15 protein-coding genes are annotated in these 13,987 nt (G+C 62.8%); 8 read left to right on the plus strand and 7 right to left on the minus strand.

The annotated features are described in order from the left end of the window. Nucleotides 1-27 precede the first annotated feature (27 nt). The gene (locus YY7_RS0129565) at nt 28-507 is read right to left on the minus strand and encodes a PaaI family thioesterase (RefSeq protein WP_028166381.1); all 480 of its coding nucleotides are present in this window, start codon (nt 505-507) and stop codon (nt 28-30) included. A 180-nt stretch (nt 508-687) separates the two neighbouring features. Between YY7_RS0129565 and purL the strand changes: the two genes are divergently transcribed. After that, nucleotides 688-2,895: a phosphoribosylformylglycinamidine synthase subunit PurL gene (gene purL, locus YY7_RS0129570; RefSeq protein ID WP_028166382.1), complete on the plus strand. Its 2,208-nt coding sequence runs from the start codon at nt 688-690 to the stop codon at nt 2,893-2,895. 49 nt (nt 2,896-2,944) lie between these two features. On the opposite strand, the gene YY7_RS0129575 is transcribed toward purL, so the two are convergent. Beyond that, complete coding sequence (locus tag YY7_RS0129575) at nt 2,945-4,129, minus strand: acyltransferase family protein (RefSeq protein WP_028166383.1); 1,185 nt, start codon at nt 4,127-4,129, stop codon at nt 2,945-2,947. A gap of 172 nt (nt 4,130-4,301) precedes the next feature. Here YY7_RS0129575 and YY7_RS56875 point away from each other — a divergent pair, with 172 nt between their 5' ends. Together YY7_RS56875 and YY7_RS58610 are read left to right on the plus strand one after the other, a co-directional pair. Continuing rightward, on the plus strand, nt 4,302-4,667 hold the full coding sequence (locus YY7_RS56875; RefSeq protein ID WP_063623406.1) for a hypothetical protein: 366 nt from the start codon (nt 4,302-4,304) through the stop codon (nt 4,665-4,667). A gap of 109 nt (nt 4,668-4,776) precedes the next feature. Next, nucleotides 4,777-4,950 carry a DUF1328 domain-containing protein gene (locus YY7_RS58610; RefSeq protein WP_028166384.1) on the plus strand — a complete coding sequence of 58 codons (174 nt, stop codon included), beginning with the start codon at nt 4,777-4,779 and terminating at the stop codon, nt 4,948-4,950. Nucleotides 4,951-5,071: 121 nt separating this feature from the next. On the opposite strand, the gene YY7_RS0129590 is transcribed toward YY7_RS58610, so the two are convergent. Further along, the gene (locus tag YY7_RS0129590; RefSeq protein WP_028166385.1) at nt 5,072-5,431 is read right to left on the minus strand and encodes a DUF427 domain-containing protein; all 360 of its coding nucleotides are present in this window, start codon (nt 5,429-5,431) and stop codon (nt 5,072-5,074) included. 173 nt (nt 5,432-5,604) lie between these two features. Between YY7_RS0129590 and YY7_RS0129595 the strand changes: the two genes are divergently transcribed. After that, nucleotides 5,605-5,850, plus strand: a complete 246-nt coding sequence (locus tag YY7_RS0129595; RefSeq protein ID WP_028166386.1) for a BolA/IbaG family iron-sulfur metabolism protein — start codon at nt 5,605-5,607, stop codon at nt 5,848-5,850. 83 nt (nt 5,851-5,933) lie between these two features. After that, nucleotides 5,934-7,136 (plus strand): low temperature requirement protein A, encoded by a 1,203-nt coding sequence (locus YY7_RS0129600; protein WP_028166387.1) that lies wholly within the window; start codon nt 5,934-5,936, stop codon nt 7,134-7,136. Here the strand turns inward: YY7_RS0129600 and egtD are convergent. Continuing rightward, nucleotides 7,112-8,083: an L-histidine N(alpha)-methyltransferase gene (egtD, locus tag YY7_RS0129605; RefSeq protein ID WP_028166388.1), complete on the minus strand. Its 972-nt coding sequence runs from the start codon at nt 8,081-8,083 to the stop codon at nt 7,112-7,114. The genes YY7_RS0129600 and egtD overlap by 25 nt on opposite strands. A 109-nt stretch (nt 8,084-8,192) precedes the next feature. Continuing rightward, nucleotides 8,193-9,446 carry an ergothioneine biosynthesis protein EgtB gene (gene egtB / locus YY7_RS0129610; RefSeq protein WP_028166389.1) on the minus strand — a complete coding sequence of 418 codons (1,254 nt, stop codon included), beginning with the start codon at nt 9,444-9,446 and terminating at the stop codon, nt 8,193-8,195. A 302-nt stretch (nt 9,447-9,748) separates the two neighbouring features. Between egtB and grxD the strand changes: the two genes are divergently transcribed. From grxD to YY7_RS0129625, 3 genes are read left to right on the plus strand one after another with little or no spacing between them, the layout of a single operon-like run. Beyond that, nucleotides 9,749-10,081, plus strand: coding sequence for a Grx4 family monothiol glutaredoxin (gene grxD / locus YY7_RS0129615; protein WP_028166390.1), 333 nt, complete (start codon nt 9,749-9,751; stop codon nt 10,079-10,081). Between the two features lie 5 nt (nt 10,082-10,086). Beyond that, complete coding sequence (locus YY7_RS0129620) at nt 10,087-10,632, plus strand: O-acetyl-ADP-ribose deacetylase (protein WP_433994534.1); 546 nt, start codon at nt 10,087-10,089, stop codon at nt 10,630-10,632. Between the two features lie 43 nt (nt 10,633-10,675). Further along, on the plus strand, nt 10,676-11,959 hold the full coding sequence (locus YY7_RS0129625; protein WP_028166392.1) for a serine hydrolase domain-containing protein: 1,284 nt from the start codon (nt 10,676-10,678) through the stop codon (nt 11,957-11,959). Nucleotides 11,960-12,108: 149 nt separating this feature from the next. Here YY7_RS0129625 and YY7_RS0129630 read toward each other — a convergent pair whose 3' ends face one another. Beyond that, entirely contained in the window at nt 12,109-13,176 is a 1,068-nt protein-coding gene (locus YY7_RS0129630) for a threonine aldolase family protein (RefSeq protein ID WP_028166393.1), read from the minus strand. 161 nt (nt 13,177-13,337) lie between these two features. After that, nucleotides 13,338-13,955, minus strand: coding sequence for a 30S ribosomal protein S4 (gene rpsD / locus YY7_RS0129635; RefSeq protein WP_028166394.1), 618 nt, complete (start codon nt 13,953-13,955; stop codon nt 13,338-13,340). Nucleotides 13,956-13,987 lie beyond the last annotated feature (32 nt).

Raw genomic sequence — 13,987 nt, forward strand, 5'->3', positions numbered from 1 at the left:
TGAGAGCGCAAAAAGGAAAGGCGGGAGCTATGCGCTGGCCTCAAGCGGCGCCTTCAGCTTCACCCGCTTGATCGTCCCGGAGAAGGTGAACAGCGAGCGCTCACCCGTTTTCAGCATGCCGCGCAGGAAGATCAGCGAACCGCCCGCGCGGGTCACTTCGCCCATGCATTCGACCAATTCGCCCTCGCGTGCCGCGTCGAGGAATTCGCAGGAGAATGCCACCGTCACGCCCGGGCCTTCCAATTCGGCCGAGGCGATCGCGAACAGGCAGTAATCCGCAAAGGCCATGAAGCAGCCGCCATGGACGTTGCGCATGCCGTTGAGATGCTTTTTCTCCACCCGGAACGCGCACTGCACGCGGCCGTTCTCATCCATCCGGTGCCAGAACGGGCCGATATGGCTCTCGAAACTGTCCCGGATCCAGGTGCGCCAGCCCTTGAATTCGCCGTCGGTCGCGACATGCAGGTCGGGGCGGCGGAGGAATGCAGTCTTGGAGAGGTCGTTCACGGTCGCAGGCTTTCAAAATTGAGTTCCGGTCCTTAAATCCGATCCTGTCCGTTTCTGCAAATTCGCAAGCCTGCGGCCAGCCGCAAAACCCGCGGCCCGCCGCCGCAAAGCTCTGGACAGGGCGGAAAAGCGCCATAAAAGGCCTTTGCCCGCACCGCCGATCTACCTAATAAGGGACCCATGAACGAGCCCCAGATCACCCCCGAACTCGTCGCCGCCCACGGGCTCAAGCCTGACGAGTATGAGCGCATCCTGAAATTGATCGGGCGGGTGCCGACCTTCACCGAGCTCGGGATATTCTCGGCGATGTGGAACGAGCACTGCTCGTACAAGTCCTCGCGCATCCATCTGCGCGGACTGCCCACGAAAGCGCCATGGGTGATCCAGGGGCCCGGCGAGAATGCCGGCGTGATCGACATCGGCGACGGCCAGGCCGTGGTCTTCAAGATGGAGAGCCACAACCACCCGAGCTATATCGAACCCTATCAGGGCGCGACCACTGGCGTCGGCGGCATTTTACGCGATGTGTTCACGATGGGCGCGCGCCCCATCGCCTGCCTCAATGCGCTGAGCTTTGGCGCGCCGGAGCATCCGAAGACCCGGCACCTCGTCTCGGGCGTGGTCGCCGGGGTCGGCGGCTATGGCAATTCCTTCGGCGTGCCGACGGTCGGCGGGCAGGTCCGCTTCCACACCCGCTACGACGGCAACATCCTGGTCAACGCCATGGCGGTCGGTCTCGCCGACGCCGACAAGATCTTCTATGCGGCGGCCTCCGGCGTGAACATGCCGATCGTCTATCTCGGCTCGAAGACCGGGCGCGACGGCATCCATGGCGCCTCGATGGCCTCGGCCGAGTTCGACGACAATTCCGAGGAGAAGCGGCCGACCGTGCAGGTCGGCGATCCCTTCGCGGAGAAGCTGTTGCTCGAGGCCTGCCTCGAGATCATGGAAAAGGGCTGCGTGATCGCGATCCAGGACATGGGCGCGGCGGGGCTCACCTGCTCGGCGGTCGAGATGGGCGCCAAGGGCGATCTCGGCGTCGATCTCGATCTCGACGCGGTGCCGACACGCGAGACCGGCATGAGCGCCTACGAGATGATGCTCTCGGAAAGCCAGGAGCGCATGCTCATGGTCCTCAAGCCCGAGAAGGAGCAGGAAGCCGAGGCGATCTTCCGCAAATGGGGCCTCGATTTCGCGGTGGTCGGCTACACCACGCCGACCAAGCGGTTCGTTGTCAAGCATGGCGGCGACGTCATGGCCGATCTGCCGATCAAGGAGCTTGGCGACGAGGCGCCGGTCTACGACCGCCCGCACACGGCTTCCGCCGCGCAGCCGGTGATCCATGCGCGCGACGTCGAGGCGCCGCTTGGCATTCCGCAGGCGCTGGAGAAGCTGATCGGCACGCCCGAGCTGTGCTCGAAGCGCTGGGTGTGGGAGCAATACGATCACGTCATCCTGGGCAACACCGTGCAGCGCCCCGGCGGCGATGCGGCTGTTGTCCGCGTGCAGGATGGGCCGAAGGGGCTTGCGATGACGGTCGACGTGACGCCGCGCTATTGCGAGGCCGATCCTTATCAGGGCGGCAAGCAGGCAGTGGCGGAAGCCTGGCGCAACATCACCGCGGTGGGCGGCAAGCCGCTCGCGATCACCGACAATCTCAATTTCGGCAATCCTGAGCGGCCCGAGATCATGGGCCAGTTCGTCGGCTGCCTGCAGGGTATTTCGGAAGCCTGCCGCGCGCTGGACTTCCCGGTCGTCTCCGGCAACGTCTCGCTCTACAACGAGACCAACGGCCGCGCCATTCTGCCGACACCCTCGATCGGTGGCGTCGGCGTGCTCGACGATTTCGCCAAGTCCGCGACGCTCGCGTTCAAGGCGGAAGGCGAGGCGATCCTCTTGATCGGCGAGACCCATGGCTGGCTCGGCCAGTCCGTCTATCTGCGCGACATCTGCGGCCGCGAGGAAGGCGCACCGCCGCCGATCGATCTCGCCGCCGAGAAGCGTAACGGCGATGTCGTGCGCGGGATGATCCACGGTGGTACCGCGACCGCTGTGCACGACATCTCTGACGGCGGGCTGTTGATCGCGCTCGCCGAGATGGCGATCGCAAGCGGCATCGGCGCACGCCTGCTCGCGGCGCCGACGGCGCTGGTGCCCCACGCCTACTGGTTCGGCGAGGATCAGGCGCGCTATATCGTTACCGTGCCGGAGGCTGACGCCGGGCGTGTGCTTGCGAAGATGCGGGGTTGCGGCATGCCGTGCGCGCGCATCGGCACCACCGGCGGCGACGCGATCTCAATCGTGGGCGAAACGCCGGTGGCGATCACGACGCTGAACGAAGCGTTCGAGCGCTGGTTGCCGGCCTATATGAGCGGCAAGGCGGCGTAAGTTTGCTTTCGCAGCCCGGGTTGCGCGGCGCTCCACCCGGGCTACCGCATCAAAGCACGTGCTTCGCGCCCGGAATCTTCCGCAAGCCCACCGTCGCCGCCCAGCTCAGCAGCACCGTCAGCACAAACGCGATGGCCGCCTTCACGATCGCCGGCCAATTGAAATCAAACATCCAATATTGCAGCCAGAGCACGATCGGATAGTGCACCAGGAACATGCCATAGGCATCTGGCTGCATCGGATCGAGGATGCTCCAGCCGGATTGTTTGAATCGCAGGAAATAGGCCAGGATCACGAACATGATGGCGACGCTGAAGGAAGCGAAGAAGAGACCGTAGGTCGCCTCATACCAGTCCGGCAGCCGCACCGGATTGCCCAGGATTTCGCGCTTGATGTAGATCAGCCCCCACATCAGGCAATACGGAACCAGCGCCGCGACCGCCCAGCCCCAGCTACTCTTTGCAAGCCGGCCGTCTGCAGCCAGCAGACCGCGATCCAGATACATGGCGCCTATGCCTGCACCGAAAAAGAAGTAGGTCGCATAGAGCAGCACGCGGCCGTGCTGGACCGAGAACGGTCCGAACTCGAACCAGCTCCCTGCCCCAAAGTGAACGCGCCCCGGAATGTAGAGCACGGCGGTGACCGCGAGCATGACCACGAAGAACAGGGTGGGCCGTTCGCGCCCCTGCAGCGACAGGCGATTGATCGGATGGATGATTTTGGGTGACAGCAGATACGCCGCGCTCGCAACGAGGTCGAAGGCGAGCAAGATCCAAAGAAACCAGATCGGGCCGCTCGGCCACGGCCCGACGGTGATTGTTTTCCACCAGAACTCGGAGAAGCTCAGATCCGGAGTTTGACGCAGCGCAAAGGAGTAATAGGCCAGCGGAATGAGCGTGAACCCGCAGATCACGAAGGGCAGGCCAAGCCGAACCAGGCGATCGAGCAAGTATTGCACCGGCCCCTTCCGAGACAGGCCCGGCCACACGAACAGTCCCGACAGGAAGAAGAACATCGCCATGAAGAAGCTGTCGGTGGCGAGCACGATCATGTCGAAAACGATCGAGTACTTGGGATCGGTGTGTCCGAAATACGTGTAGGGAATCACCGAGTGGTGCAGCAGCACGACCAGCGTCAGGAACGTGCGCGTACGATCGAGCGCGGCGTTGCGCGCTTTTGCTTTCGGTGCAGCGTGAGCTTCCGCGGTCGCCATGGTATGGGAGATCGAGCTCATATGCGCCCCCTCTCAGAGGTGATCGGTTGTGATGTTGCAATCCGGAACCGGATTGGGCAAGGCCCAATCGCTGCAATCCGGAAACGTCGATGTGATTGCGCGGTCGCCGAAACAACGGAACGAGGCGATTCACGGCACGTTGGTGCGGCCGCATGCAACGCGGAGAGTTATCATGCGACACAAATTGCATCTATCGGCCGTCATCGCGATGTCATTGATGACGGTGTCATCGGCCGCCTTCGCGCAAGCTCCAGGCGGCGGCGGCACCGGGGCAGCGCAGCAGGCCGGTGGCAGCACGCCTCCACCGGCGGCCACACCGACCAACCCGGGATCGGCCGGCATCTCGGCGGCGCCCGGCGGGCAGTCGAGCTCCACCACCGGAATGGGCACCGGCGGAACGTCCACCACGAATCCATCCCTGCACCAGCCAGGCACGCGCAGCACATCGCCAGGTGCAACCGGGACCGGTCTGCCGCCGAACGGCATCCCGGAAGACGATGCCATTCCGTCCGGTTCTTCCGGGTCCATCGAACGCTAGAGGAAGCTTGCAAGGTCAACTGGGGCGGCGATCAATTCGCCGCCTCACTGATTTGGAACTCGCGCCATCGCCCGAGGTTACCCCCGCGAAATAGCTGGAGAAGAGGGCGATGACGTTACTGAAATGGGCGCTGATTTTTCTTGTGGTGTCGATTATAGCCGGCTTGCTCGGCTTCACCGGCATATCGGCAGCCTCCGCCGATATCGCGCGGGTATTGTTCTATATTTTTGTCGTGATCTTCCTGGTGCTCCTGATACTCGGGCTCACGATATTCAGGGCGTAGTATTGAGCAGCTTCGTCGTCATGCCCGGGCTCGTCCCGGGCATCCACGTCCTCTTGTCGGGGAGGCGGCAGCGTGGATGGCCGGGTCAGGCCCGGCCATGACGAGACCTTGTCTTCCGCGCTTACGCCACTTCCTCGATCGTGACCTTGTCCGGATAGAACGCCAGGTGACCGGCGATTTCCTTCATCGCCGGGAAGGGCGTCTCATAGGTCCAGATCGAATTCTCCAGCGTCTTGCCGTTGGCATTGATGCTGAAATAGTTCGCATCGCCCTTGTAGGGGCAATGTGTGGTCCGCTCGGTCCGGGAGAGCAGGGCCATGTTGGCGTCTTCCCGCGGGATGTACTGCACGGCAGGATAGCTTGCTTCCTTCAGGGTCAGCACATGGGTGGAGTCGGCGATGACGACGTCCCCCGCCCGGACGCGGATGCGCTTGGGATTGGGGGCAATCGTGATCGGATGGTCGGGACCTGGGAGTTTCATGATTCTGCGCCTTTTTTGGTCAGTTCGTTGTGACCGAATGATGCAGCTAAAACGATTGGAAGCGGTATATAGTGGCTGATAGGATGACCTAGAAGAGCGCAATCGCTAGGTTTTGCTCCGTGTGGCCGGCCATGCCGGCTGCGATTTGAACGTCGAAATGGAGGTGTACTGGGATGCCGATGGACGCCCGCGATATCGAATCCATGATCAAGGCAGCCATTCCCGATGCCGTGGTGACGATCCGCGACCTGGCCGGAGACGGCGACCATTACGCGGCAACGGTGATCTCGGAATCCTTCCGCGGCAAGTCCCGTGTCCAGCAGCACCAGATCGTCTACCAGTCGCTCAAGGGACAGATGGGCGGCATACTGCACGCATTGGCGCTGCAGACCGGGGTGCCTGGCGGGCCCGAGGCCTGATCATCTCGTTAGGTCATGATCCGATTGGACGGAATCGGATCATGACCTCATCTTTTTGTTTGAGCATGCTGTAGGGGGCACCGATGGCTGCGGAGAACCGACGCGGCGCGATGTTTCGCGTCGTCGTGCCACATCAGCATAGCCGCGTCACCTATGTCGAACTGTTCTTCGATCTGGTGTTCGTGTTCGCGGTCACGCAGATCTCGCACACGCTGCTGCATCATTTCACGCCGATCGGCGCGGTCCAGGTCACGCTGCTGTTCCTCGCGGTCTGGTGGGTCTGGGTCTTCACGGCCTGGGTAACCAACTGGCTCAATCCGGAACTGACGCCGGTCCGCATCCTCTTGTTCGTGATGATGCTCGGCGGCCTCGTGCTGTCGACCACGATTCCGACGGCCTTTGAAGGCCGCGGCCTGTGGTTTGCCATCGCCTATGTGGTGATGCAGGTCGGGCGTACCGCCTTCTGGTTCGTCTCCACGCCGCGTCACTGGACGGCGGTGCGCCACAATGCCATCCGCATCCTGGCCTGGCTCTCCACGTCCGCCGTGTTCTGGATCCTCGGCGGCCTTGCCGAGGGTGAGTCCCGGTTATGGCTGTGGATCATCGCGGTCGTGATCGAATATGTCTCGCCGGCAGCGCGGTTCTGGATCCCGGGGTTGGGGCCGTCATCGCTCGAGGCTTGGGCGGTCGAAGGCGGCCATATGGCCGAGCGCTGCGCCCTTTTCATCATCATCGCGCTCGGCGAGGCTGTTGTCGTCAACGGCGCGACCTTTGCCGAGCTGAGCTGGACCACCGGAATCGTGCTGGCCTTCGTGTCCTCGCTGGTCGGCAGCATCGCGATGTGGTGGATCTACTTCCACAAGGGCGCCGAGGCCGGCTCAGAACTGATCTCGACATCGGCCGAATCAGGGAAACTGGCGCGCCTTGCCTACACTTATCTGCACATGCCGATCGTCGCCGGCATCATCCTGACGGCGGTGTCGGACGAGTTGGTGCTGAAGCATCCCAGCGGTCATTCCGATCTCAAGACAATCTTGAGCACGATCGGCGGCCCGCTTCTGTTCCTGGTCGGGACGATCCTGTTCAAGCTGTCGATCCGGGGCTTTCTGCAGCTGTCCCACATCGGCGGCATCCTCGCGCTGCTCGTGCTGGGCTGGTTTGCAAGCGAGCTGTCGCCGCTATGGCTCTCGCTCCTCACGACCGCGATCCTGATCTTGGTCGCGGTGTGGGAATCGGTGTCGCTGGGCTCGGCTTCGGAAGCTCATTCCGAAGCCACCAGCGCATGAACCGAGAACATTTTTGCCGCATCGGTCCAGGACTGCCGCACCGTCCAGCCCGAGCTTCGGGCCAGCTCCGTGAACCGTTCCAGCGAATATTTGTAGCTGTTCTCGGTGTGAATGCTCTCGCCGGGTCGGAACGAAAAGGTGTTGCCGAGGACCCGTACGCTCTGCGCCTTGCGGCTGATCAGGTGCATCTCGATCCGGTGGCGGTCGCGGTTGTAGATCGAGCGATGGGAGAAGGCGGAGAGATCGAAATTGCCGCCGAGTTCGCGGTTGATCCGCACCAGCACATTCAGATTGAAGCGCGCCGTGACGCCGGCTGAATCATTATAGGCGTTGTACAGCACGCGCTCGTCTTTCTCGAGGTCGACGCCGATGATCATCTGCGCGCCCGCACCTAAGATTTCGCGCGCGGTGCGCAGGAGATCGGTGGCTTCGTGAGGCTCGAAATTGCCGATCGTCGATCCCGGGAAGAAGCCGACTTTCGGCATCTCGGCGATCTCGGCCGGCAGCGTGAACGGGGCGGTGAAGTCGGCCGCGACCGGATAAACGCGCAGGCCGGGAAAGTCCTTGCGGAGGCCTTCCGCCTGCGCATTCAGGAAATCGCCTGATATGTCGACGGGCACGTAGGCGCCGAATTCGCAGTGCTCGAGCAACAGGCGCACCTTGGTGGTCGCACCCGCGCCGAACTCGACCAGCGCGGCGCCCGCAGGGATGATCGCGGCGATCTCGGCCCCGCGATCGCGCAAGATGCCGAGCTCGGTGCGGGTCGGGTAGTATTCCGGCAGCACCGTGATCTGCTCGAAGAGCTCCGAGCCTGTCGCGTCATAGAAATATTTCGGCGACAGGTGCTTGGGATGTTGCGCGAGATGTCCGATGACATCTTCGGCAAAGGCTGCGGTCTGTTCGTCAAAGGCATAGGCCTTGGCTAAAGCGCGGGTATGCACATTCATGATACTCTCCTGAACGCGCCTTCCCGCGCGCTATGATTTTTGGTTGTTTTTGCGCATGATCGTTTCGGAAAACCGGCATCCGCCTTTCCGGATCATGCTTGAGAACCGATCAGGCGTAATCTGCGAGCCGTAATCCCGTGAATTGCCAGCGGTGGTGCGGATAAAAGAAGTTGCGATAGGTGATACGGCTGTGACCGTTCGGAGTTGCAAGCGAGGAGCCGCGCAGCACCAATTGATTGACCATGAACTTGCCGTTGTACTCGCCGAGCGCGCCCTCGATCGCCCGATAGCCGGGATAGGGTGAATAGGAGGAGCGGGTCCACTGCCAGACGATGCCGAAGGCGTCGTTGAGCTGCCCGGCGCGCGCGGCGACCTCCCATTCCATCTCGGTCGGCAGGTGCTTGCCGGCCCAGCGGGCGAAAGCGTCGGCCTCGTAATAACTGACGTGGGAGACCGGAGCTGCCGGATCGATCGGCTGCAGTCCGCCCAAGGTCATGATCTGCCATTGGCCGTCGACGTTGCGCCAGTGGCCGGGCGCGTCCCAGCCTTCCTTTTCGACGGTCGCAAAACCGTCCATCAGCCACAGCGTCGCTGTCGAATAGCCGCCGTCCTTGATGAAGGCGAGCCACTCCGCGTTGGTCACGAGATTCCGCGCCAATTTGACCGGGCCGACCAGGGCGCGATGCGCCGGCTTTTCATTGTCGAAATGAAAGCTGTCGTCCGCATGCCCGATGGTGTGGATGCCCTCGTTCAGCGTCACCCATTCCTCGCCGCTGCGGTTAGAGGCCGGAAAGCGCCAGGCCGGATCGTATGCCGGTGGGATCGGGTTCTGCGCGAAGGCATGCAGGATGTCGGTCCACATCAGTTCCTGATGCTGCTGTTCGTGATTGAGTCCGACCTCGACCAACGGGACCAGCTTGGCCAGCTTCTCCTCACCCGCAGCCCTGAAGAATTTCACCACGGCATCGTCGACATAGCGGCGATAGGCGGTGACTTCATCGGCACTTGGCCGGGTCAGATGACCGCGCTGGGCGCGGGCATGGCGAGGGCCGGCGCTGACATAATAGGAATTGAAGAGATAGGCGTAATCGGGATGGAAAGGCTTGTAGCCGTGCTGGTGCTCGCCGAGCAGAAACTGCTCGAAGAACCAGGTGGTATGGGCGCGGTGCCACTTTGCTGGGCTCGCGTCCGGCATGGACTGGATCAGTTGGTCCTCCGCGGACAGGGGAGCGGCCCGGCGTTCAGTTTCATCCCGCACCGCGAGAAACGCCTCCACCAGACCCCGGGACAGGGGACCGGAATCAGAAGCGCGTGATGGGGAAGGGGTGGCAAGGGTGGCGGCAGCGGATGCTGGTTTCGTCACGGGTGTCTCCGAATGCTGGAGAGAACGTTGCTCTGCCAAACTGGTTCCCTACGGACAGTCCGTCCTAGATAGGGGCTCCCGTTCGGGAAAAAAGCCTCCCGGGGCCATGATATTAGTGTCGTCAGACTATGGACCCGGAGCCCGGCCGCCGCCCGAAAAGGGCCTCATGCATGCCAGCCCACCGCCATTTTGCTTTGGATGCACAACGGTTTGGGCTACATATATAGGTAGTCGCGGGGTAAGCGGGTCGAGCCGGCCCACCAGCAAAGCCGCAAGGGGCGGAGCCCCAAAGGGAAACGAAAATGAGCATCGAACAATTCATCGACAACGAAGTGAAGTCGAACGACGTCGTGCTGTTCATGAAGGGCACGCCGCAATTTCCGCAGTGCGGTTTCTCCGGCCAGGTGGTGCAGATCCTCGACCACATCGGCGTCGGCTATAAGGGCTTGAACGTGCTGGAGTCCGCCGAGCTGCGCGACGGCATCAAGGTCTATTCGAACTGGCCGACCATTCCCCAGCTCTACGTGAAGGGCGAGTTCGTCGGCGGCTGCGACATCATCCGCGAGATGTTCCAGGCCGGCGAGCTGCAGCAGCTTTTCGCCGACAAGGGCGTTCCGGTCGGCGCCGCCGCCTGAGCCTGATGGCGCGCCAATTCGGCAACGCGTGCCTCGAAGTCATCGTTGCCGACATCACCACGTTACGCGTTGACGCCATCGTCAACGCGGCCAATTCGTCCCTCCTGGGTGGAGGCGGTGTCGATGGCGCGATCCATCGCGCCGCCGGACCCGAATTGCTCGCCGAGTGCCGCTCCTTGCGCGGCTGTGCGACCGGCGATGCCAAGATCACACATGGTTATCGGCTTCCCGCCCGGCATGTGATCCACGCCGTTGGCCCGGTCTGGCACGGCGGCGGCCAAGGCGAGGATGGATTGCTCGCCTCCTGCTATCGCCGCGCGCTCGAGCTCTGTCAGGCGAACGGGCTTGCCACATTGGCGTTTCCGGCCATTTCGACTGGTGTCTATCGCTTCCCCGCCGACCGTGCCGCCGGGATTTCGGTTGGGGCGGTCGCGGAGGGACTTAGCTATGCGCCGGCGGTCAACCGGGTGATCTTCTGCTGCTTCTCCGAGGCCAGCGCCCGGCTGCATGAGCAGGCTTTGGCCGGCCTTGACGGCCCTTGTGCTGGTTGACGCGCCGCCGCTACACTCCCTGTCGAATTCGGGAGGGGTCCAAATGAATTCGTTTAAATCGCTGCGCCTGCTGGCGACAGGCGCGCTGATGCTTGTTGCATGGCCTGCCGCTGCTGCGGAAGAAACCTTCGATATTCCTGCAGGCGCGCATTTCAACCAGGACAAGCTTGCGAAGATCGGGGCGTTCTTCGACAACGAGGTGGCGACCGGAAAAATCCCGGGCGCGATCGTCCTGATCCAGCAGCATGGCAAGCCGGTCTATCACCAGTCCTTCGGCGTGCAGGACGTGGCGAGCAAGGCGCCGATCACCGACAAGACGATCTTCCGCCTGTTTTCGATGACGAAGGCGATCACCGCCGTCGTCTCGGTGCAGCTCCTCCAGGAGGGCAAGTTCAAGCTGGATGATCCGGTTGCGAAATACATCCCGTCCTTCGCTAATGTGAAAGTCGGCGTCGAGAAGAAGAACGAGGACGGCAGCAAGACGCTCGAACTGGTGCCGCCGGACCGGCCGATGACCGTGCTCGACCTGATGCGCCACACCTCCGGCATCACCTATGGCTTCTATGGCGACAGCCTGGTGCGCAAGGCCTATGCATCCTCCAATCTCTATGCCGGCGATTTCGATCTTGCCGAATTCGCCGAGCGGATCGCCAAGCTGCCGCTGCACAATCAGCCGGGCGCGCTCTGGCAATACGGCCACTCCACCGATGTGCTGGCGCGCATCATGGAGATCGTGTCCGGCAAGCCGCTGCTCGCGATCGAGCGCGAGAAGCTGCTCGATCCGCTCGGTATGAACGACACCCGCTTCCTCGTCATCGATCCGGAGAAGCAGAAGCTGCTGGCGCTCCCGATGCCGAACGACAGCGATTTCCGGGTCGGCCGCATCAACGATCCGACCGTTGTCAAGAAAATGGAGTTTGCCAGCGGCGGCATGGTCTCGACCATGGCAGATTTCTCCCGGTTTGCGCAGATGCTGCTCAATGGCGGCACGTTCGATGGCCGGACCTATCTGACCCCCGAGGCCTTCAAGCAGCTGACGACCGATCAGGTCGGTCCCGGCTCGGGAGTGGGGCGGGATTACTTCTATTTTCCCGGCGATGGCTTTGGCTTCGGCCTCGGGCTCGCGGTTCGGACCGATCCTGGCAACGCAAAGCCGCCACCACCGGGCTCGCTGGGCGAACTGAAATGGGACGGCGCCAGCGGTTGCTATTTCGTGATCGACCGCAAGCAGGATATGTTTTTCGTGCTCCTGGAGCAGACGCCGACCGAGCGGCAACGTATCCAGCGAACGCTGAAGCAGCTCGTCTATGAAGCGATGGAGAACTGAAGCCTTTCCGCGCCGCCTCGTTCTCGTGGCGGCGCTCGCGCGCATCAGCGACTACATCAAGAACGAGATCGCGACCGGCAAGATTCCCGGCGCGATCCTCTTGGTCCAGCGTAGCCCGGATTTCGCTGCGCTCCATCCGGGCTACAGATCTACGCTCCGCGCACGATTTCCCGCACCAATCCGACCGTTTCCTCGATCATGCCGGCCGTCACGTCGAGATGTGTGCAGGCCCTGATGCGACCGTCCATCATCGCGAGCAGGACGCCGCGTTTGCCTAGTTCGGCGACCATGTTGTCGCCGGAGACGCCCGCACCATCGGGCTTGAAGAAGACGAGATTGGTTTCCGGCTGTTGCACCTCAATGCCCGCGATCTGCGACAGCCCGCGCGCCAGCGCCCTGGCATTGGCGTGATCGTTGGCGAGGCGGTCGACGTGATGGTCGAGCGCATAGGTGCAGGCGGCGGCGCAGATGCCGGCCTGGCGCATGGAGCCGCCGAGGCGCTGCTTCCATCGCCACACCTCGTCGATGAAATCGCTGCTGCCCGCGATGACGCCGCCGATCGGCGCGCCCAGTCCTTTCGAGAAATCGATCCAGGCGGAATCCCAACCTGCGGCCATGTCGCGTGCGGAGATGCCGGTAGCAACGCAGGCGTTGAGCAGGCGGGCGCCGTCCATATGGGTGGCAAGCCCGTGGGCTTTTGCGATACTGACGATCTCGTCGAGATCGGCCTTCTTCCAGATCGTGCCGCCGCCGATGTTGGCGGTCTGCTCGACGCTGACCAGCACCTGCGGCGGCTGGTAGCGCGAGCGCGGATGCAGTGCCGCGCGGAACGTCTCCGGCGCGAACTGGCCGTCGTCGCCGGGCAGAGGTGTGATCTGGAAGCCGCCGAGCGCGGCATGCGCGCCGCCTTCACGGGCGATGATATGGGCGGTAGCATGCGCCAGGATTTCATCGCCGGGCCGGCAGTAAGCGAGCGTTGCGGCGACGTTGCACATCGTGCCCGAGGGCATGAACACCGCAGCTTCCTTGCCGAGCAGGTCGGCAACGCGCTCGCAGAGCAGATTCACGCTCGGATCGTCGCCGATCTGCTCATCGCCGACCTCAGCCCGCGCCATCGCCTCGCGCATCGCCGGCGTGGGACGTGTTTGGGTGTCGGATAAAAGATTGATGCGGACGGGCGGAGCCTTGGGATCGCGCGGGGCAGGGGTGTAGGACATGGCTTTTCTCTTCACTGACCGCGTCATGGCCAGGCTTGTCCCGGCCATCCACGTTCTTCGTTCCGCGATGACCATAAGGTCGTGGATATCAGGGACAAGCCCGGGCAAACAAAAAGGCCCCGGGATCCCGGGGCCTTCGATACCTCGAACTTTCCGTCCGATCAGCGCGAATAGAATTCGACGATCAGATGCGGCTCCATCTGCACCGGGAACGGCACATCAGACAGGCCGGGAATGCGGATGAACTTCGCGGTCATCTTGCCGTGATCAACCTCGATGAAGTCGGGCACGTCGCGCTCGGGAAGCTGCGAGGCTTCCAGCACGGTCACGAGCTGCTTGGAGGCTTCCTTGACCTCGATCACGTCGCCGAGCTTGAGGCGGTAGCTGCCGATGTTGACGCGGCGGCCGTTCACCTTGATGTGGCCGTGGTTGATGAACTGGCGGGCGGCGAACATCGTGGGCACGAACTTGGCGCGGTACACGACGGTGTCGAGACGGCGCTCGAGCAGGCCGATCAGGTTCTCACCGGTGTCGCCCTTCAGGCGGCCGGCTTCGACGTAGATACCATGGAACTGGCGCTCGGAAATATTGGCGTAATAACCTTTAAGCTTCTGCTTGGCGCGGAGCTGCACGCCGAAGTCGGAGAGCTTGCCCTTGCGGCGCTGGCCATGCTGGCCGGGGCCGTATTCGCGGCGGTTCACAGGGCTCTTCGGGCGGCCCCAGATATTCTGGCCCATGCGGCGATCGATCTTGTATTTCGCCTCACTGCGCTTTGTCATCGCGGTCCTCTTCAGGTCAAAGTTGGGTTTGA

The sequence above is a fragment of the Bradyrhizobium elkanii WSM2783 genome (assembly GCF_000472865.1).
Taxonomy (GTDB): Bacteria; Pseudomonadota; Alphaproteobacteria; order Rhizobiales; family Xanthobacteraceae; genus Bradyrhizobium; species Bradyrhizobium elkanii_A.